Origin of the sequence: Luteolibacter pohnpeiensis, from assembly GCF_016595435.1 — a bacterium.
GTDB lineage: Bacteria > Verrucomicrobiota > Verrucomicrobiia > Verrucomicrobiales > Akkermansiaceae > Luteolibacter > Luteolibacter pohnpeiensis.
Map to the genome: position 1 here is coordinate 1 of NZ_JAENIJ010000047.1, position 19,565 is coordinate 19,565.

At 50.7% G+C, this 19,565-nt stretch carries 17 protein-coding genes; 3 read left to right on the forward strand and 14 right to left on the reverse strand.

The window, feature by feature from the left end; all coding sequences use genetic code 11:
* A partial coding sequence (locus JIN85_RS18395; RefSeq protein WP_200273557.1) for a TIR domain-containing protein occupies nt 1-3,067 on the reverse strand: 3,067 nt, incomplete at its 3' end.
* A gap of 449 nt (nt 3,068-3,516) precedes the next feature.
* Here JIN85_RS18395 and JIN85_RS18400 point away from each other — a divergent pair.
* Genes JIN85_RS18400 through JIN85_RS18410 form a run of 3 tightly spaced genes read left to right on the forward strand, consistent with a single transcriptional unit; the run spans nt 3,517 to nt 6,161 of the window.
* On the forward strand, nt 3,517-4,242 hold the full coding sequence (locus JIN85_RS18400) for a nucleotide-binding protein (RefSeq protein WP_200273559.1): 726 nt from the start codon (nt 3,517-3,519) through the stop codon (nt 4,240-4,242).
* Between the two features lie 3 nt (nt 4,243-4,245).
* Nucleotides 4,246-4,701 carry a hypothetical protein gene (locus JIN85_RS18405; RefSeq protein WP_200273561.1) on the forward strand — a complete coding sequence of 152 codons (456 nt, stop codon included), beginning with the start codon at nt 4,246-4,248 and terminating at the stop codon, nt 4,699-4,701.
* 17 nt (nt 4,702-4,718) lie between these two features.
* Entirely contained in the window at nt 4,719-6,161 is a 1,443-nt protein-coding gene (locus JIN85_RS18410) for a type IV secretory system conjugative DNA transfer family protein (RefSeq protein WP_200273563.1), read from the forward strand.
* On the opposite strand, the gene JIN85_RS18415 is transcribed toward JIN85_RS18410, so the two are convergent.
* The 13 genes from JIN85_RS18415 to JIN85_RS21490 all read right to left on the reverse strand — a co-directional run.
* The gene (locus tag JIN85_RS18415) at nt 6,146-6,508 is read right to left on the reverse strand and encodes a hypothetical protein (RefSeq protein ID WP_200273565.1); all 363 of its coding nucleotides are present in this window, start codon (nt 6,506-6,508) and stop codon (nt 6,146-6,148) included. The two genes, JIN85_RS18410 and JIN85_RS18415, sit on opposite strands and share 16 nt — an antisense overlap.
* A 48-nt stretch (nt 6,509-6,556) precedes the next feature.
* Nucleotides 6,557-8,137 (reverse strand): argonaute/piwi family protein, encoded by a 1,581-nt coding sequence (locus tag JIN85_RS18420; RefSeq protein ID WP_200273567.1) that lies wholly within the window; start codon nt 8,135-8,137, stop codon nt 6,557-6,559.
* Entirely contained in the window at nt 8,127-9,554 is a 1,428-nt protein-coding gene (locus JIN85_RS18425; protein WP_200273569.1) for a toll/interleukin-1 receptor domain-containing protein, read from the reverse strand. Before JIN85_RS18425 ends, JIN85_RS18420 begins: the two co-directional genes overlap by 11 nt.
* A gap of 26 nt (nt 9,555-9,580) precedes the next feature.
* On the reverse strand, nt 9,581-11,596 hold the full coding sequence (locus JIN85_RS18430) for a hypothetical protein (RefSeq protein ID WP_200273571.1): 2,016 nt from the start codon (nt 11,594-11,596) through the stop codon (nt 9,581-9,583).
* On the reverse strand, nt 11,589-11,750 hold the full coding sequence (locus JIN85_RS18435) for a hypothetical protein (protein WP_200273573.1): 162 nt from the start codon (nt 11,748-11,750) through the stop codon (nt 11,589-11,591). Before JIN85_RS18435 ends, JIN85_RS18430 begins: the two co-directional genes overlap by 8 nt.
* Before the next feature lie 161 nt (nt 11,751-11,911).
* Nucleotides 11,912-12,919: a TrbI/VirB10 family protein gene (locus JIN85_RS18440; protein WP_200273575.1), complete on the reverse strand. Its 1,008-nt coding sequence runs from the start codon at nt 12,917-12,919 to the stop codon at nt 11,912-11,914.
* Nucleotides 12,916-13,773 (reverse strand): hypothetical protein, encoded by an 858-nt coding sequence (locus tag JIN85_RS18445; RefSeq protein WP_200273577.1) that lies wholly within the window; start codon nt 13,771-13,773, stop codon nt 12,916-12,918. The genes JIN85_RS18440 and JIN85_RS18445 overlap by 4 nt, the downstream gene beginning before the upstream one ends.
* Nucleotides 13,770-14,384, reverse strand: coding sequence for a hypothetical protein (locus JIN85_RS18450; RefSeq protein WP_200273579.1), 615 nt, complete (start codon nt 14,382-14,384; stop codon nt 13,770-13,772). Before JIN85_RS18450 ends, JIN85_RS18445 begins: the two co-directional genes overlap by 4 nt.
* Nucleotides 14,381-15,430 carry a hypothetical protein gene (locus JIN85_RS18455; RefSeq protein WP_200273581.1) on the reverse strand — a complete coding sequence of 350 codons (1,050 nt, stop codon included), beginning with the start codon at nt 15,428-15,430 and terminating at the stop codon, nt 14,381-14,383. Before JIN85_RS18455 ends, JIN85_RS18450 begins: the two co-directional genes overlap by 4 nt.
* A gap of 12 nt (nt 15,431-15,442) precedes the next feature.
* Nucleotides 15,443-16,156 carry a hypothetical protein gene (locus JIN85_RS18460; RefSeq protein WP_200273583.1) on the reverse strand — a complete coding sequence of 238 codons (714 nt, stop codon included), beginning with the start codon at nt 16,154-16,156 and terminating at the stop codon, nt 15,443-15,445.
* 86 nt (nt 16,157-16,242) lie between these two features.
* A complete protein-coding gene (locus JIN85_RS18465; protein ID WP_200273585.1) occupies nt 16,243-16,458 on the reverse strand; it encodes a hypothetical protein in 216 nt (71 codons plus the stop codon).
* 157 nt (nt 16,459-16,615) lie between these two features.
* Entirely contained in the window at nt 16,616-19,264 is a 2,649-nt protein-coding gene (locus JIN85_RS18470; protein ID WP_200273587.1) for a P-loop NTPase family protein, read from the reverse strand.
* The coding region (locus JIN85_RS21490) for a hypothetical protein (protein WP_234047512.1) at nt 19,248-19,565 on the reverse strand (318 nt) is incomplete at its 5' end. The genes JIN85_RS21490 and JIN85_RS18470, both read right to left, overlap by 17 nt.

Genomic DNA, 19,565 nt, shown 5'->3' on the forward strand with positions numbered 1-19,565 from the left:
GCGACCAGCACACGCTGCTGACCCAATTTCCATGGCCCTCCAGCGTGAGCAGGCAGCGCCCGCCCACCGCGTCCCATACCTTCACCGTCTTGTCACAGCCACCGGAAACCACCCGCGTCCCGTCCGGCGACCAGCACACGCTGCTGACCCAATTTCCATGGCCCTGACGAAGGATAACCGGCAGGCTTGGCTTATCGATTCTTTTCGCAAAGGGAAGTGAGTTTGTAGCCGCCTCGCTAGACCAGTCATCGGGAAGCGCCGCATTCGATAAGTTACAGCCGACGACATCACAATCATGCCAGCATGCGGTGACAGACTGAAGGCCAACTGCATCACAACCCCGCCAAGTTCCTCCGGAGAAATCAGCTCCCTCCCAAGAGCTTTCAGAAAGGGTGACCTCATGAAATTCGGCCAAGCGGGCAGATGCTCCATCCGCACGCGCTCCGGTGAGTAGCACACGGCGGAGCACCGCGTGGTCCAGACATGCCTTTTCAAGGCAGGCCCCACGGAGATCCAATTGGGGAACTGCTTCCAAGCCAATTTCCCAATTCTCCAGATCCAACCCATCCAAGCGGGCGGCCACTGGAGACGGCTGCGGCCAGCCTTTTCGGTGTGCCACCAGCCATGCCCGGAACGCCGCGCGCCGCGCTTGGGCGGGCGCTGCGGGATCATCCAGCAATGCCGACCAGCCGACCAAAGCCAATAGAGTTTCCACCTTTTCCCCAGCCGCGAGGAGTTGGCCGAGAAAATCGAAAGTCTCGTCGGAAGCCATGGGCAAATCCCACGCCGTGTGATCTCCCTGCTCCAATGCCAGCGCAAGATGCAGGGCGAGGAAATATTCCCCGAGCGAACTATGGGCGAAGCGGAACCCATCTTTTTCGCTATCCGGTCTCAGCACCATGGTAGCGGCGCGGAAGTCTTGATTCAGCACCTCGGCGGGCTTGTCCATGTAGCGATCCCGGATGGCGGGATGAGCGGCGAGGAAACTATCCAGCCATTTGGAAATCCGCGTCCAGGAAAGCATCTTCTGATTCTGTGATTGGAGATGCGCGGCGAGGGCCTGCATCATGATGATCTTGTGGTCCGGCGTGAACTGGTGCTTTCCCGCATCCCGCGCCAGCCATTTGTCCACGAACAGGCCATAGAGCGTCACGCCGAGGACGGTGCACCCATCCGCGCGCAGGCTCTCCAGCTCCGCAAGCTCCGGCGCGATGAGACTCAGCAGAAACGGCCGGGTGGCGGGCTCGCTGAGATTATGGATGGAATTGATGAGAGTGATGGCGTTCTTCACCTTTTCCTCGCAGACGGATTCCGAGTCGCTCTCATCGCACAGCACTCCACGGAGATACTGCCGAATCTGCTCGTCACAAAACGGCAGGATGATGCAGGCGGTGTAGCTCTTCTCGCGGATGCCCTCCCGCATTTCACCGGTGAAGGCGCTGCTGAGTGCGGTAATGCTGGGGAAGTAGTGGGAACGGCAGGAGATGATGAGCCTACCGGGGCGGATCCCGGGTCGTGGCTTCTGCGCCAGAGGGGGCAGCGCGCGCCAAAGTTCCCGGATAAAGGCTTCCCGCTTCGCCTGTGGCAACGGGATGATGCGCTCGTCCAACCCATCGAAAATCAGCAAAGCGCCCTTTTCACGCACGCACTTGAGAACGACCTCCGGGGTGAGGTTCCGCCCGGCCAGCCCCTTCCAATGGCGGCGGATCACGCAAGCGAGGATTTCCTCCAGTCCGTCGCGTTCGCCGATTTCGTAGTCCTTGAGATCGATGAAGATGACAGGCGGCACGGTGGGATCAGTGGCACGGCGGCGCTGCATTTCCCGGGCGAGCATCATGAGCGTTGTAGTCTTGCCGATGCCAAGTTCCCCCAAAACAGCGCAAAAAGCCGTGCCATCTTCGGAAGTCGCCCAATCCGCGAGATAATCGACCGCCAAAGTGCGGTTGGCAGTGGCGAGACTTGCGTCCTTTTCCCAACGGTCCAAGCCTGTGGTTGAAGCTTCCGGCTCAATGAGACTGTCGGGAAGCCGTGTGCCATCGATGATGAACTTTTCAAGTAAAGGCACGGGATCTTCGCCCTCCGGAGCAACAGGCAAGCGGCGCGAAGAGTGGGGTTTCGGCTCAGAGAGCTTCAGGGAACCGTCCGTAAGAAGCGTGGTCACTCTATCTTCAATGCGGCTGGCGAGTTGCTGCACGAATTCGTCCGCCATGACACCCTGGCACTTGGAAAAGAAACGAGGCTCCTTACCCGGACGGGAGAGACGGAAGATTTGCTTCTCCTCCAAGCCCTTCATGTTGATCCGGGCGAAGTCCATAACGGTGAGTCCGACGGGGATCACCGGTTTCCCCCCGGAGACAAGCGCAGGAAGTTCCATTTTGGTGATGGATTCACTGATGAGGAAGTCGCGGGAGACAAAAAGCAGTCCTAAATGGCAATCGTCCAAGGCACCCTTGATTTTATCGATCCAGTCGTCACCAATTTCGATCATCCTGTCGTGCCAGACTTCGAATTGGTAACGCTTGGAAAGTTTGAGCTCTTTTAAAAGATGGTTCTGGAGTCTGAGGACCTGCTTGTCATCCGCATGCGCATATGAAACGAAGAACTTGATCAGCGGGCGCCGCGGCTTGTCGGGATTTTCGAGTTCGTCTCGGGTGAGGATGAGTGCCGAGGGTGGAACAAGCACCGGAATGCTTTCGACCGTGCTGGCGGCCTCCTTGGTGAAGCTATCGACGAGTTTCCCGTCGGGTGATGGCCCCTCGATCCAAGTAAATCGATCTTCCGGGGACTTGTGTTTGTCTGAATCCACCGCGAGGCGAATCTCCAATTCCGCATCCGCCGCAGCAGCATTCACCCTGACGATGTGATTTTGATAGGCCTTCTGGGCATCCACCCGATCCTTATCCGGCGCAATGATGGCCAGAGCATCGGAAAGAGATGCTTTTCCCTCATGAAACAGAGGCAGCAGCGCGCGTATTCTTTCGCGATAAGTACGCCCGAGTTCCGCAAGCAGAGCCTCGGTTTCCACTTCCATCTGTGAAGTCCTGAGCGGGATATGATTGACACTCATAATCCGAGCTCTTTGAGGATTGCCTTTGTGACGTAGATCACGATGGCCGCAAAACCACCGACCTTAAAGACTAAGAGACTTGCCCTCGTCCAGAAGTCAGGCTCGGAGGGCGGGACAGGGGGAGACGAAGGAGTCCGCTTCTTCATGCCGGAAAAGCTATGAAATACATTCGGCACCGTCAATAAAATTGATATTATGTGATACTATCGATTGCATTAGGCGACCCGAATGAAGCCTTTATCACTTAATTTCAACGTGTTAAAACATATTCTGGGAAGCGAAAATTGAGAGATTCATCCCAATTGATGACCAAAGTGTGATCGGAATAACACGGGGAGATTTGCCCCAGAGCAAGATCAGTCAATGATTCGATCTTAACCGCGCTCAATTAAGGGCCGGATCATCCGTATTCTCGTATTCAATGGTGGGAATGAAATCCCCATCAAACCATGTCCACACGAGTTGTATTTACCCAAGGAGGCAAAGGCGGTGTCGCAAAAACCGAGGTCATTCTTTCTCTTATCGCCTGGTATGAGAAACAGGGAATCCATCCTGCTTTGCTCGATTTCGATATCGAGAATACCAATAAAAGCGGTCTCAAAAACTTCTATCCGAAGGCCCGCAAGATGGATGTCCATCGTGAAGGGGCGCTCGATGAATTCTTTGATGTCTGCGATCAAAATGAGAGTGGTCTGGTCGTCGCTGACTTAGGAGCTGGTGCGGGAGAAGCCACCTACCGATGGTTTGACGAAGCATTCGATGACGCTGCTGATTTCGGCATCGCGTTCACTTCAATTGGTGTGACCACCAACGAAGCTGGTGCGGTTCAGTCGATCCTCAAATGGGCAAACCAACTTCAGGATCGGGTAGAATATCTAATCGTTCTCAATAAATTCAGAGAACCAGATTGCGACTTCGCCTATTGGAATGCGGAACCTGCGACAGGACGATTCATCGAAGCATTTTCACCGAAGATCATGACCATGGGGTCACGCATTCAGGAATTCCAGGCGGAGCTACGCAATCGATCCGCCACCCTCCAGCAAGTTATTGATGGGAAAGTCGAAACATCCTTCTTCAAGTTATCAAAGAACCTGTTCCGAGCGAAACGTTATCAGCGCGACATGTTCGAAGGCTTTGATCTGGCATCTGAAATTCTACTACCCCCAGCGTAGATCATGTCCGCATTCGAGACTTTGGAATCCGTGGCTGCCCTGCTCCCCCCTCCTCAGCGTGAGAGGTTTCTCACCATGGCGGCGAGATTCCGAAATGTTCCAGAGGATGACGAATACCTCCAAGTGCTGGAGGCAATTGGCTTCATGACACTTCTTTGGAAAGAAGTGCCTGAGAAGATCCAACGGACACTCGCTGGAGCCTCCCCCACTCTAGGATGCTCGGAACAATTCATCAGCATCATGCGCGATGCGGTCACCAGCGCCATTCCTTCATATGAAGATCTGAAACAAATCGCCCAACGATTGGAAGCCCACGAACAGCTGCTGGCACGCATGGCACGACATACATCGACTTCCGACAAACCCGAGCACACTAAAAGAGCATCCATACTGTGGGTGGGAGTCGGGGTGATACTTGGTCTCGGCATCCCCGAACTCATTCAATTCATCAACTCATGAAAAGATTTCACCTCAGCATGACTCTTCTTACAATCGGTGGAGTTGCCGGGTTCGAAGCTCCCGAACCCTATAACTGGTTTGCCTTTTTGTTCACTTCCATTGCTGGATTGGCGATCGTCGCATGGCCGAAACCTCGCAAGATCGTCCTCAAATTCGGTCCACTCACCTGGACGCGCGAAGAGCTATGTCGTCACATTCTGATCACCGGAGATACCGGAAGTGGAAAGACCACGAGTGGTTTCCAACCTTTACTGGTCGACCTCACCCGCCGTGTCCCAGACTGGGGAGGATTGGTGCTCGGCGTCAAAGGGGACGAACATCGATTCATCAAGGATCTACTTGAGAATGCCGGTCGTGAGAGCGATCTGATTCACTTGCAGGTTCGACCTCCGGATTGCTCCAGCAAGTGGATTCCCGAGAATCGCTACAACCTGCTCTCCGATCGCTCACTGCCCTGGAGCACCCATGCTAAGATCATCACGGACATCGCCGGCAGCATGCATTCGGGACCGCAGCATTCGTTCTTCTCAACCATGGCCCAAGTCGCCCTCACCCACGCGTTCGAGACGTTAGAAGCCCTTGGCGAACCCATTACGATACCACGCGCCTACTCACTTCTCACCTCCACTGATATGGCCAAGCAAGCGGTAAAAAAACTTCGCCGCAGCCAAGGAATTCAGAAACACCTCGAATTGGCCGAGTTTCTCGAGACCACATTCACCCAAGTTCGTGGTCACGAGCAAAAAGAAGGGATTGAGGGAACTCTCAAAACCTTTCTGAGTTTCTACCTCAACGATGATGTTGCCGAGGTTTTTTGCAGTGAGAAGCCCAATACATTTTCATTTTCGCATCTTGATCGTGGCAGTATCCTTTCCGTCACAATGCCCCAGTCGCTCGCTACCGAGCGTCGATATATCCAGACGTATCTCAAAATCCTCTTCTACACCCATGTCCTCCGGCGATATGATCTATCGCCAGAGGAGAGAAACAATAGCAACCTATTGTTACTGGTAGCCGATGAATTCCAGGATGTGGTAACCACCAGCGAAGATGGGATGAGTGACCATAAAGTTATCGATCGCATCCGCAGTGCAGGCGCGTGCATCATGGGTGGCATGCAGTCCGAAATTTCTGGAGACCCGGCTATCACTGAAAAGAAACGCAAAGTGCTCACCTTGAACATGCGAACCCGCCTGATCTTCTGCGCCGCCGATCATGAAGGAGCAACCGCATCGGCCGAATTCATAGGGAAACACAAAATCTGGAAACGCAGCATTTCATCGCGAGGCATCGGATCCCGCTCCGTGTCTCGTCATCAAGAAATGGAATACCGCATCCACCCGTCTAATCTAATGAAGCTCTCCTCCCACACCGCGATGATCGTCCATCCCTCAAAAAGGTTGGTCCGACGCCGCATCCCGCCCGTCGATGGATCAGGGCGGGTCTACCCTTGGTGGTGAAAGTTGCAAGGTCCTGAAGGCCGAACGCCTCCACTCAATTGGAAGCCATCGAACTCCACCAGCACCCCGTCAATTAGATAGCGGTGGAAGGCCCGGTTGCTCTGCAGCGCGACGGATGTTCCGGCTTCGTCATTACGTGCACCACCTCCTCCACCGCGGATTCTGGCAGCTTCAGGTTCAAGCACCGCACCGCCTCCGCCATACGCCGCTTCTAGACCACCGTCCGGAAATCCCCACGCTCCGCCGCCACGCCTTACGGCGCAATCACCGCGCCATGGACGTGATTCCACCGCCGTGCCTTGAAACCACTGGATGGCAAGCTGTTCGAGTCGGTCTTCGGTGATCATGACTGATTACTGAGCGTTCTAGAAACAATAGTTACGATGAAGGCCCCTTCACATGTAGTATCTATACTTTGTCTTCGGAACAATTGAGCCATCGGTTGGCAGCTCCGCCAAAACGCGCCCAACGTCCCTCGCGAAGCGTATTGTGATTGGCGCACTACTACCAAACCAGCAACTGTTCCAATTCAGTTTCGTGAGCGAAAGAATCTCCGAGCAGACCAGTAATGGAGGAGAATCCCCGTGATGCTCAATTATCTCTAGCGGGCAGGGAATCCGTTTGCTGGGGTAGGAACGCAGGTAGGGGATGAACCCATTAGTGTAAACAAGGTAGTTACCTTTGCCCAATACTATCACGGTGCCTCTCACGACAGGTCGTCGACCGACCCGCATAAATCGAGTATCAAGATCGCCAAAAGCCAAGAAATCATGGCGATAAATGCCCTTTGCGGCTTTCCGAAAGCCAGCCAACTCTTCTGGCCAATACTTTGAACTTTTGTGGATCACAACACGGGTCGGCAGGACACCATGTTGCAACGCATACTTCTCCAATGCTTGCTTTAAAAGTGACTCCGCGCCCGCTTCTGTAAGGTGGGGGCTAGCGTCACCCTTTGATTTATCGAATACTGCCTTGTCGCCCTGCAAAACAATTCCGTCACCTGCGCCAAAAACCTGAGCAAGGCTTGTGTGCATGTCGGCTTTTCCAAAAGGTCGTTCCTTGTAGAAGGAGACACCCACATAGCATGTAGTATCAGGGAGCATTTGGAGACGCCACGGACTGTTTCCGGCTTTATAGTAAAGTGCTGTGAAAAGATTCCACATTAAAGAGGCCTGATTCTGTTCATGAAGCGTTGTCTGCCAGATCATCTGAGTCGGGACGACAAACTTCATCGCGTGAGCCTTGAACGCATGGTGGAAGTTCCAAAACCCACGGATGACTGGACTTTCCTCTTCGACATCGAAGCCGAAATTAAATGTGCCTTGCCCTTTGTCTGATTCGGCCTTTAGGCTTTTCAGAAATTTCTCTTTCGGACTCAGAACGATTCGCCGCCGTGACATGGCAACGCCGACATGGGCAATCTGCTTCTCAACTTCTGGCGGCAGCACCACGACAATTACCTGCGGAGCAGGTTCTAAATTGTTAAGAGCTTCAATCTCCTTCATCACCAAGCGAACAACCTCTTTAATTTTTGCCTCCTCTTTGGCGGCATTAATGGCATTCATGAAATATTCAAGGTGAATGCTTCGGTGGTACATATTACTGCCGCACAGAAAATTAGCACCAAATGTCCGACCCTCGGCCCACCCCGGAAAGTCTGGATGAGTGTGAGGATCTAATGTCTTCCCGCGAGTGTTCAACCCAGGGGAGACGGGCTCCTTGGCGCGTTCAAGAAAACTTTGAAATTCACCAATGCCTTCTCCTGTTCCAATGATGCCTAAGTTGATAGGTTTGACGCCCGTTTGATCTGCATCATACGGTCCAAAAGACTCCAATCCCGACTTAGGATCGACAGAAAGGTTTCCTCCTCCAAAAACGAGTTTCGGTTCCTCCACGTGAAAACATTGAAAAGAAGGCGTTAATCCCTCAAGCCTCTTCTCCAGCGGAACTCCTTTCGGGCGTTTGTTATTCTTCATCGTTATCGGATTCCTCCTCGTCAAAATTGTTCAACTCCTTGACGCTGCTGGCGGCATCTTCCAGTTCTGAGTCCTTAAAGTTGAAAAGAGTTCGAAAATCGACGCGATCATAGGCAACCCCAACTTGCGCTCGTGCTGCTGCCGGAGCAGTTTCAATTTGTATGGGTGCAGAGCCAGTTTCGATTTTTCCGAACTGCGCACCATTCCCCAAGACATAGGCCCAAAATAACACATCGCGAAAGATGTCGGCGTTCTGCTGTTTTCCCATCCACATGTGAGACAGCTTCCCCGCCGTTTTCCCGCCTATCGCCGTGTATCCATCTTCAGTAAACAGGTAAAGAGGAACAATCAGAAGAAACACCTTCTGTCCCAGCAACCGGAACCTCACCCTCGAACCGTGGTGAACCCAAAATTCCGAAACACTTCCCTTGGGTCTGATTCGCTTGGCAACTGTTCGCCCTTTTCCTGTGGGCATATTCCAGACGCGGTCATTCCCACCCGGCGAGGGGATGAAATAAAAGCGTCCTTTGCCATCCGTTCTGATCCGTTTTTTGCGAAGCGAGCGTGAAAGACAGCTGTTTAGCAATGCCACCAGCCATCTTTCACGATCTGGATCGAGAAACCAGTCATTACGTGAATCAGCTTTGATTGTGCTGCAATCAATGACCTTCCGTAGTGACTCGTCCGCGTCATTTAGATTTGCGAAGGTGTAAAGCTTTCCAGAGCGGAGAATGAACGCTTGGCTGTCCTCCACCTGCTCCCAGATATCCTTTTTTAAGTCCTCTCTAAACGGTGTATTTGCCGTCCAAATCTGTTTCGGCATGTCTACAACTGTGAGCAGGTTGGAGAAGATGAACTCAGCGATGGAGTCGGGATGCCATGACATCTCAGGCTGGGACGGTCTTGGCACCATAGCAGGACCGTTTCCTGCGAGCGGTGGAAGTCTTCGTCCCCTTTCTGGCGGCATGTTTCTGATTTTCCGAACCAAATCTGCAAAACCCGCTCTAAAATCAGACGCTTTGCGGAAATCAACATATTTCAGATCTCGAAATGGTGCCGGAAGATTTAGTCTTGTTGTTCCGTCCGCGCCCTTGTCCCGATACAGAATAGGTATGATTCTCCCACCGACATTGTTTGGATCTGAAGCCACAATATGTTTCCACTCGAATCTCGGCCAATCAGCAGCAAGAAATTCTGGAGATAACACGCAAATAACGTGCCTTGCTTTCGCCATACCCTCATTCATCTTGTCAATCAGGCTGTCCCCAGGCCCCATGTCCCAACGGTCAAAGAAGACGTTCAGCGTGCGGGAGCTTTTAGCGCCATCAATCGTCTCGGATTCGAGTTGCTCAGCGATTCGCTTCACCCAGTCAAGGTCATTGCTATTGTAGCAAATATAGGCGTCTTTGTTGTCCACGTGTTTTTTAGTGTTCTAATCTTAAATTATTGGTCAGTACTCATAAATTTCGATAGCTTTCCAGCTACCCAATCGCGGACATAACGTTTTACCAAAAGACCTGAAAAACCAGTCCCCAGATTCAAAACCCCTAGAATAACAAACGGAACGGCGAGCAAAGTATTTGAATTACTGAACAAAGAAATTGTACCCAACACTACGAAAGCCAGCCCCGCAACGACAAACGCAATTGTTGCCAATAAGTTTGCCAAGCGTTCGACCTTCTCTTTGCGTTGCGTCTCACGCTCGCTAGTAGCATCATCGCGCTCTTGAAGCTCTTTCAGTTTGGCCGCTTGATTTATTTTGTCCTGCCTGAGCTTCTCTGCATGAGATACAGCTTCCGCCAGAAGTGCCTCTTGTTGCTGATTGGTCCGATTGGCTTGGAGAAGATCTTCATTTGCGCGCTCCTTCTCGATCTGAAGCCTATCAATTTCCCTCTGCTTCTCCTCAGCATAATTGCGTTCTATTCGACTCAGTATTTCCCGAAGATTTGATTCGGTTATACCATCGATTTCCCCTCTCGTCACATCCATTAGTGCTTCTGGAGCATTCAGTGACAAACGAAGAACTTCGTGATCCTGCTCTGTAAACCTCCCCTCACATTTCAATCGATCAACCTCGGCAAGATACGAGCGCCAGACTTTCTTCGGCGGATGCATAGCGGCATAGCAATTTGAAAGTAGTTCGGTCTTCGAAAGATCACCCGATTCCATTGGGGATTTGAGCCAAGTTAGATGAGAAAGATGAAAGTCAGTTATTACCGCCGAAAATACCCATCCTGAATTTTCTTCGCGTTGCTGACTAAAAGCTGCACGTGAGAGAGCGGCGTTTGTAGTTAAAAACACGTGGCCAGCGTCTTCAATCCGCGACACATTACGACCCCTCCTAAAGGCAAAGATGCTCCGAACCACATGAACATCATGGTCCGCAGCCTTTCCGAGATCGTATCCAAGCTCTTCTTCGAGTTCCGCTCGCAAACCAGCCTCATCAATCTGGAAACGGTAGGTACTTTGGTCATAGCCAGGAGATGAAAGTGTGGTGACCCCCAGCTGCTTAAGGTTTGTCTCTAAGTTGCTCTCGGCCAGTATAACGTCAGCTACTCCCCGACCACGCTTTCGCAACTCCTCCACGACGGGTCCCCGAGCACCTCCTTGTTGTAAACCTCTTCTAATGCCTGACAGCACTGACCGGATCTCATCCTTAGTTTCCGTTAGTACGCACAAAACGCCTTTTAGTCGACGAATAGTGTCCAAGAGCACCCGCGTGCTTTCGGTGTCAATCATTGATTCTAGGTCAAAAGCCTTTAGGAGAAGTCGAGTATCTAAAACAAATACAACTCCGTTGTATCCGGTTCCTTTATTCTTAAGGTCAGGGCAAAGCAAAGCATTGGCGAGAATATGACTTTCGACTAGTGTCTTAATGCTTTCAAAAACCGGTGTTAAAGATTCTGCACTATTTCTAATAAATGAAGAAACCACAAAATGTTCTGAGGCCGTCTCGGGGCCGGGATCAGGCAACGGACTCCGAAATTCTGAGTGCCGAACAAATGCGATTGAATACTCTCGAACAAATTCGGTGAGAGCCCCAGCTGTATGTTCATCACTCCAATCCAGGGCGTGATTGGTTTTAGCATATTCCTTCAGAGCGTAAAGCGCCTCGCTTATTCTGCCCGAAGCCGCCGAACGATCACCCGAAATTGAAGACGTTGGGAGATTTACTGCACGAAATTGATGACCATCCGGGGTCATTTCGATTAGTTTTTTCGTCTTGAGGCGCTTCAAATAGATAACGAGGGTCGCGATTGGAATCCTAAGACCGAACTCTAATTTAATGACTTCATGGACTTTTGCAGCATCGAAAGTTGGCGCTTTAATTTGATTTAACGCCTCGATAACAAAGCCGTAAAGATAGTCAAGGTAGTCTTCCCCATCGCTCATCCGCAGTGATAGCATGGCAAGACTGGAAAGGGACGTATTTAGATTTACTGGAGAATTTTCACTCATGGTTTTGATCGAGTGCAGCGGCAGTTGTTTTTTCTCCCGACAAGAGCTTTGGCAACAACGTATCGGCGTCGAGATTGGGACGCAGCTTGTCGGCAGCGGTCCAGAGCTTCTTGTCGAGTTCGCGGAGGAAGGTTTGGGAGGCGGAGGAAGGCATCGGGCAAAGATTGTTCTAATCATCAGCGATGCCACGAAAAGCCAAAAAATAGTTAGGTCAAAAATAAGCGCTAGGTCACAAGGGATTTTTAGTCAAATACCGCAACGTGGTTGCTAAAAATCACGACCCACCCAGCCGACAATGCTTGCTCCTTACTTCAACTAAATTACCTGTAGATAGAACCTAGTCCCTGAAGGGATGCTGACAGGATTTCGCGGTTTCAGAGTTTCTGAATCCAAGTTCCCCAGATTATCGGTGTAGTCATCGATCAGATCCGAGGTTCCTTCTAACAGGATATTTCGACCTGAAGCAGGAATCTGATCTCCGATTGCGGTGCGGGTACGATCTTGTGCAATACGTCCTGCAGCTGAAGCGAAGGTGCCTGCTAGTTTTTCCCAGTGGTGGTCCTCTTTTTCTTTCGGCTCGGTGACGATGCCCTGAATACCTGATTGACCATCAGTGGTCAGGTAATCGCCAGAAACCGGATCTTGCGATGATTCCTGTATCACTCCGGTGATTTCAATTTTGTCTCCTGAAGCCAGGTCTATGGTCCATTTACGATCGAAATACATCCGCCCATTTTGTGAAGAACGGAGTCGACCAAAAATACGAGTCCCTAGTGGCAGTATGGTTTTTCCATTACGAACAAAAGGTGCCGACAACCTCGCTTGAACCGGGGCATCCTGCTGATCCGATGAAACAGGGGCCATCAATACAGCATGAAGCAAGTCACCTTCTTCAAAGAGATTGTCGGTCTCTGGCTTATGAACAGACTCAGTGTTGGGGCTATTCTCATCTGCTTCAGCCGTTCGCTGCGTCAAAATTAGTGGTTCACGTGGTATATCTATTAGTTCCTCTGATTTTTCAACTGGCGGAATAAATCGAGATGCTAAGTCTGGCACTGTCACTGCCGGTGGGTGGTAAGATTGATAATTTGCCCTCCGATCGGTTACTACATAATCGACTTCCTGTTCTTTTGGTAAAGATGTGTCGCTCCACCACTGACCTCCGGGTGGTTTTGGAAAAGCGGCAATAACCTGATCTTCATTGCTGGTTTTGTCTCGGTAGCGTTTTGCCATCAGCAGAAAAACCACGAGGAATATCGCCGAAAAAATCAGGACACGACCGGTTCGTCCTTTGAAAAAGTCGATGATTGAATACCAGCTCATGGATTTGGTTTTAGGCTCAGATTTTGGTCTAAGGTCACTCCAAAACGATTTTCAGGACTGAGATGTAATGAACTCCCCTTCCCGTCTCCAATAAGGAGTAAGGTCAGTTTCATCACGCCAGAATCAGAACTGTCATCCTTAGAAATTTTGACATAATTTGGCTGATATGATCGATTTTCAGCCAGGGTGATCTTCAAGCCTTTTTCAGATAGATAAGGATTATTTTCACTTAGCCCCCGAATCTCCGCAAGCAATACAATGGCGTCTTCACGATCAAATCGACCTACTCGGCTAACACGGATTTCTATGTTCCCTGTCCTAGTCGACACATTGCTCTGAACCGATCGATAGCCTTGGTATTCCTCGGGAATCTTTGCTTTCAGGACTGCTTCTCCAAGGAACAATCGAACCAATTGTGCCTGCCGTTCTTCGTCGACGTGCCCTGATGCACCTCGTGCATCAGCTTCTGGAATTTCAACCGCCGGTGCGGTTTGCTCACCGGATTTGAAATGGATAATGCTTGCTGGCTGACTACTTCCAACCAGCTGAAAGCTGTATCCTTCGGTTCCCATCACCACATGCATCAGGACGGGAGGTTCTTGCTTAATCTGACGAAGCAGAATTATCCGCGCATCTTGCGCCTGCTGATATTGGACGATACCTATTCCATCGCCTTGAGTCAGTCCTTTTCCAGCGATCAAGGTCACCGGCTGCGGAAACATCAAAAGAGTATCCATTTCAGTGTGAATCGGGATGGTCAAAACCTTGGACGGATTAAGCTGCCAGGTGGTAGGTGGCTCAACCTCAGCGAATACCAATGTGGGAATAAAAACCCCGAGAGTGATAAATTTCATGGAATCGACGATGTTGTGAGTTCGAAGCTTCTGACCACGGTCGGAAACCGACCGTTCTCAAGCAGCTTGGGGTTATGCTCAAAGCGCATGTTAAGTTCAAAATGAAGAACTTCGATCGAAGGCTTGTCCTCAAAACTTCCAATCCGGATCAATTGCCCGCGAACCACCGATTCAACGGCGGTGCCGGTCAGCTTCTGGAGTTTGATATCTTCGATCTCTGCCTTTTGGTGGATCGACTTTACCACAAACTCAGCCGACTCGTTTGCCTCCAGTTCGAGCGCTTTTGCGTAGCTTTTTGTATCAAATAGCCGCTTTAGGCGCTCCTCGCTATCAAAGCCGGTCGGTTGGCGATTCAATAATGTCTGGACAGCCAGTTCGGCTTGAGAAACGTGAATTTGACTCGCATCCTCAAAGCCCTTTTCACGTGTGATGATCAGTGTGCCCGAAGGATCCATGACTACAAATCGTGGGCGCGTTTCGAAGGCCATCGCCATTCGCCAGCATAGGAGCAATGAGAATCCGAACGAACCAAGAGCCACATAGCCCCAAAAACGGCCAGAACGATCTCGTTTGAGAAATGCGGTGAGTGAAGGTGAGTTGATCGATTTCATGATTTTCCGTTAGAGAGTTCCGCAGCGCGGCGGTTGTAATCAACAGGACCTGAGTCAGCCGAATTGCCAGCCACCATCGCTGAACCAAGTCCGATCGCAGTTGGAATGATCACCCCTCCTCCTGCGCCGAGAGCACCACTTACGGCTCCACCGATTCCACCCGCCGTAGCACCAGCCGCTGTGGCAAGGCTTGAGCCCCCCATCATCACTGTCGTCATCCCACCTGATGCAGCGAATGCGGCACCCTGGCTCAGTCCGCTCGCAACACCTCCAAAAAGTGCATCTCCGGCTGATGATGCGCCGCTGAGAAGCTTCCAAATGACCAAAGGTGCAGCGAGAGTACTCAGAAGAATCCACAGCGAGAGTATCAATATAAAGCCGTTCCCCTGATAGTAGTCCACGATTTGTCCATCGTCATGAGTTGACATCTCAATCAGAGCATTCGTCATCAGACTCGCAATCGCCCAACCGATCGGCCAGAGGCAAACTGCCACTAAGCGAAGAAAGAACTGGGTTGCAGTCCCAGAAAGGGATCTGATCATGAACATTGCTACGAAAGCGGGGGCCAAAGCCGTCTGAAAGAGCACCAGAGTCTGTTGGACGATAAAGAACAAAAACATGATCGCCTGCGCGAGTTTCGATGTAAGAAAAAGTGCGGCGTAAACCATCGCATCTCCAAGACCTCCCCCTTCTCCCCAAAGAATATCCCAGATACCGGGATCTCCTCCTGAGTTTGGAGAAGTTTTGACCATGAGTTTGGCGAAGCGTTGATACGATTTTGAAGGATCCGCTCCCATACCATCAATCAAATCGTAAGCAATCACCTGCAGCTGATTGATCCAGTCCGGTAGCGCACTGATCAGGATGCCAGCAATGCCAACAGTCAGCACTGCCCTAACCATCAAGATGGGATCTCCACCTGAGGCATTTATTCTGATAATCAATCCAGCCAGTAAAATGAGCGAAGCCACCGCAATCATTACATGATAGAGCTCCGAGGAATAGGTCTGGAGTTCGGGGAAGAAATCACTTATGTCCGTTTCCATGATGAATGTCGGTTAACGTTTGAAAAGGAGCGGACGGTTTGGCAGGCGGAAGACCTGCAATTCGGTCTCAGTATTCACCTTCAAAACTTCCCGTTTATTCTCAACCGCAACCTTCGCTTCGATGCGCTCCTCGGTTTGGTTTTCGAGCATACGAAGAGTGGCCGCGCTTGCAGCGAGTTGCAGATCCGTCCCAGTGGAGGCCAATTGACTTTCGAGTGAACGAATGACGACATCAAGTTTCGCCACCTCACTCGCTGTGGTTGCTGATCGCAGTTCAATTAAAGCCGAGTCCAAACTCGATTTGAGTTCCTTTCTCTGCTCTAACACTGAATTTCTAACACTTTCGTAATGGGCTAGGGCAAGGCGAGAAGCAACCTCAGGGGTGTAAACATCAGGATCACGAACCCCCACGACTTGTCCATTTACACGGATTTCGGAGGCAACCTTTTCGTACCCAGGTGCCACGGGGGCTTCAAAGATATCTTCGGCTTTTACATTTCCCAATATCTCTGCGGTTGTTTTGCCAGGATCCAGTTTATGGAGAAATCGAACAGTGTCCTTGATTGATTCGAGACTTACAGCACCTGGTTCTCCAAAACGGTTTAAGTATTGATCAATCTGTCGAACTTGAGCAACAAGCTGTTCATACTGCATCACCTGTCTCTCCCCTTGGAGAATTTGTTCCACCAAATCGCGCTTGGCATTGATCAGATTGGTTTTGATCAACCCAACATCCACTACCGGCATGGTCGCAGAGACCATGGGGACCAGGCTGAAGTTCACTGCGAATAGCAGAGTGATGATGATGGACTTCATGGCTGAACCACCTCCACAGTTACGGTATGACCCTCGACTTTAACTCCATCCGAAGTCGTATATCCTTCGACAGGCATACGATAGTAACGTTTGGGGAGAGGAGGACGGGGCAACGCCTTGGCCTCCTCTTCCTGGTGGTAGCGCGAGCGAACCTCGGCAGCTTTCCCATTCGTGATCCCAGCTTTATAAGCCGCTGACTGCAGCTTTTTCACTTCTCCATCGGTATGCAAACCGATTAGTGAGCAACTCGTTAAGATCAGGCTCAGTGGGCCTGAGCAAATAGCAAATAAGATCGAATTTTTCGGCATTATTGGATTGGTGTTGATACAATACCAAATACGCCTTCCCCTCCGCCCCGGCCCGGAACCACTACGACTTTCGAGCTTCGGCGATCACTCCTTCGAGGACATCCTCATACTTTGATAATGCCATGGCACGCTGCTCAAAATGCTCACCACTGCTGGCGGAAACATAGAGCATTTCTGGGGTTGCTCGATTCGTTGCAAATGTCACACGGTCATGCTCATTGAGACCTTCCCAACACAAAAACGGTGCCCCATATTCCACAGTGGGTTCACCAAAACGGCGGATGGCATCGATCGCATTACCAGGCAAATGGAATGCACGTTGGAGCGCATCGAGATCGCGTTGCTCCTTTTGTCGGAACAAAAAGGCCAGTCGGGTATTACCAAGAATCGACCTTGCCATGGACTCTGGAAGGCTAGAGACTTGCTGACAGACTGAGACCACCCAGGCATTATTCTTCCGCATCCGTTCATAGAAATCTCGGACCATTCGCTCGCCGCCTTTGAGTTTGATGAATGCACCAAGTTCTTCGATGACAATTCGCTTTTTCTGAGACCGAGGACGTTTTGTGATCTCATTACGCACTTTGCTCGAAATCACATAAGATACCAGTGCTTTGAGCGCCTCATCCGTTTCACCGAGTTTACCCAACTCAAGATGCACGCAAGGAGCTGACAAATCCACAGTGTTGATACCGTCTAACAGAGCCCCTTTCGCTCCATGGTCTGAACGCCAGCTCCCAAGAAGTGTGATTAGCATCTGAACTTCAGACTCATGGCTCGATTGGGAACTGGTCTCTTTCTTGAGCCAGTCGTGAAAACAAGTGTGCGTCGGCATATCCTCGGGAGACATCCTTGCGAATGAGAGTGCGATCAGGAGATTCTCATCTAGGTCCTCGTCTTCCGGCGGCATCTCGTCTACGAATGCTTGTGATTCAATGGGATTTTGGACAGCCCAGGCATGAAACCTGGAATATTTCTCAGCTAAATCGCCGTTAAGGCTATTCTCCTCAGCAAATCGAATAAGTGCGCGTAGGAGCTGCCTGATTGAAGCTTTACGCCCTCCCTCAGAGCCGAGCCACTTCTCAGCCCATTCAGCGCGAAATCGAACCACGAAACTTTCGAGTAAAGCCTCTCGCAGCCGGTCAGCATCTTCGTCGGACTTATAACCCGCCATCAAATGAAGTACAGCTACAATATCGGCGACATGGCGCCCTTCCGAGGGCAAGCCTCCAGTGTCCCAGTAGTTGAGAGTTTCATTACAACCCACTCCTAAAATCAGAGGACGAACTTTTCCACCAGTTGTAACGCTTACAAAAGATGCGTATGATAAACCGTCATCGATAATCACGGTGTAATCCACGAATGGATTGCTTTGCGTTAACAATGAGATCAAGAAGGCTGATTTCCCACTCCCTGTCATTCCGGTCACGAATGCATGTCTGGGGTATTCGTGACCTTCCTTTCCGCCAAAAATCCGGACACCAAAAAGCCCTCCTCGAGAGGTCTGAAAAATGGCTTGTGCTTGCTCAAGCGATCTTCCTGCATCCCCCGTTAACGGTATCAAGTTCGCAGCCACTACATCATCCACCTTATGCCAAAACGCTTCCTCCACGATGGGAGCACCAGGCATCCCTGCGAGGAAGAGATTTCGTGCTGTCGTAGGCAGCGCAATCTCTACTCCAGCCGCTCCCTGCATACGGCCAATCGCATTACGAACCGCAATGAGTTTGGACCTAAGTAGCTCAGCGTTTGCGTCGTGAGCTCTCACAATCATCTGGATCTTCACAGGATGCGCCTCTCCCGAGGCCAGTGATTGTATCCGATTACGCAGGGCCGAGATCGAATGCTCTAATCGAGTATTACGACCTGAACGAAGAGCCCTCTCCAATTTCGACTTCTTGGATTCAGTTTCCTCCAATTCCTTCGCCGGATCGAGAGATCGAATATTCAAGGTTAGTCCATAATTTCGGAACGGAACATTCAATATCTGAGCAATAATCCCTGAATAAGTCGCCTGCGGAAGAACCGACAAAGCCACGAATCCATGATGTAATCCTCCACAATAGAAACCTAGACCTTCTTCTCCAACGAAGTCTCCAGGAAGTGTATCACAAAGCGATAACCCTGATGGATCATTCTGAGCGTACGGATCAAGATCCGCTACAGGGTCGACATACTTTCGTATGATTTGAAATAGCCGATTTTCGTCTGGCTCCTCGGCAATACCACCAATTCGTCCGATCGCACCCTTGATTTCAGAGATCCATAAATCAAACCCATGATGTGAAGCAGTGAGAAGCTCATCGGTCACCTCACCTGAACCGCAACCCAATGGCATGCGTAGCGAGATGAGTAGCCGTTCACCGCGGAGCTCACCCCGTTGATCTCGCTCCATCTGTTCAACAAAAATAGCATTACGTTCCCGCTCAACCCAAGGCTGTTTGGCAAAGTCCAGCGTATCTTTGTAATACTTTTTCAGCAAGGGACCATGATCAAGATCCTGCATCCAAACCGCCTGCATCAGAACCTCATCCGGCAACATGTGGAGAATGACTGAGATCTCGATTTCGAGTTGATTGCAATATTCAACCGATGCGGTTTCCAGTGACGGAGCTGATACTTCAAGTAATCTGGATACAAAAACCTGACTACGATTCGGACACCATACAATTTGTCCATGACTTACAAAGCCATCAGTGAGATTTATCATATTGATTCTGCATATTAATTATTCCGACGTGTCTCATTTTAGCCAGCCGCCATTCCAACCAATGGGCTGCATATCCCTCATAACGCCCGCTACAAAGTGCCAAGAGAAAGATCAGCATTCCAATTGGCATCGGAACAGACAGTAATAATGCAGTAATAAGACCTGATCCACACGAGGTGAGTAGCGTGAAAAACAGGAAAGCAAAGCCCAGCGACAAAATAAACAAGGTCGTCTGCCTACCCGTTAGTCTGAATAACGACGGAGATTGGTCAGAGCCAGCGCCGGTGGCATGCCACCGGCG

Excerpts from the sequence above, each read along its gene's own strand:
- JIN85_RS18400 (WP_200273559.1), top strand. The coding sequence starts at position 3,517 with ATGTCCACACGAGTTGTATTTACCCAAGGAGGCAAAGGCGGTGTCGCA.
- JIN85_RS18405 (WP_200273561.1), top strand. The coding sequence starts at position 4,246 with ATGTCCGCATTCGAGACTTTGGAATCCGTGGCTGCCCTGCTCCCCCCT.
- JIN85_RS18410 (WP_200273563.1), top strand. The coding sequence starts at position 4,719 with ATGACTCTTCTTACAATCGGTGGAGTTGCCGGGTTCGAAGCTCCCGAA.
- JIN85_RS18415 (WP_200273565.1), bottom strand. The coding sequence starts at position 6,508 with ATGATCACCGAAGACCGACTCGAACAGCTTGCCATCCAGTGGTTTCAA.
- JIN85_RS18420 (WP_200273567.1), bottom strand. The coding sequence starts at position 8,137 with ATGAAGAATAACAAACGCCCGAAAGGAGTTCCGCTGGAGAAGAGGCTT.
- JIN85_RS18430 (WP_200273571.1), bottom strand. The coding sequence starts at position 11,596 with ATGAGTGAAAATTCTCCAGTAAATCTAAATACGTCCCTTTCCAGTCTT.
- JIN85_RS18435 (WP_200273573.1), bottom strand. The coding sequence starts at position 11,750 with ATGCCTTCCTCCGCCTCCCAAACCTTCCTCCGCGAACTCGACAAGAAG.
- JIN85_RS18440 (WP_200273575.1), bottom strand. The coding sequence starts at position 12,919 with ATGAGCTGGTATTCAATCATCGACTTTTTCAAAGGACGAACCGGTCGT.
- JIN85_RS18445 (WP_200273577.1), bottom strand. The coding sequence starts at position 13,773 with ATGAAATTTATCACTCTCGGGGTTTTTATTCCCACATTGGTATTCGCT.
- JIN85_RS18450 (WP_200273579.1), bottom strand. The coding sequence starts at position 14,384 with ATGAAATCGATCAACTCACCTTCACTCACCGCATTTCTCAAACGAGAT.
- JIN85_RS18455 (WP_200273581.1), bottom strand. The coding sequence starts at position 15,430 with ATGGAAACGGACATAAGTGATTTCTTCCCCGAACTCCAGACCTATTCC.
- JIN85_RS18470 (WP_200273587.1), bottom strand. The coding sequence starts at position 19,264 with ATGATAAATCTCACTGATGGCTTTGTAAGTCATGGACAAATTGTATGG.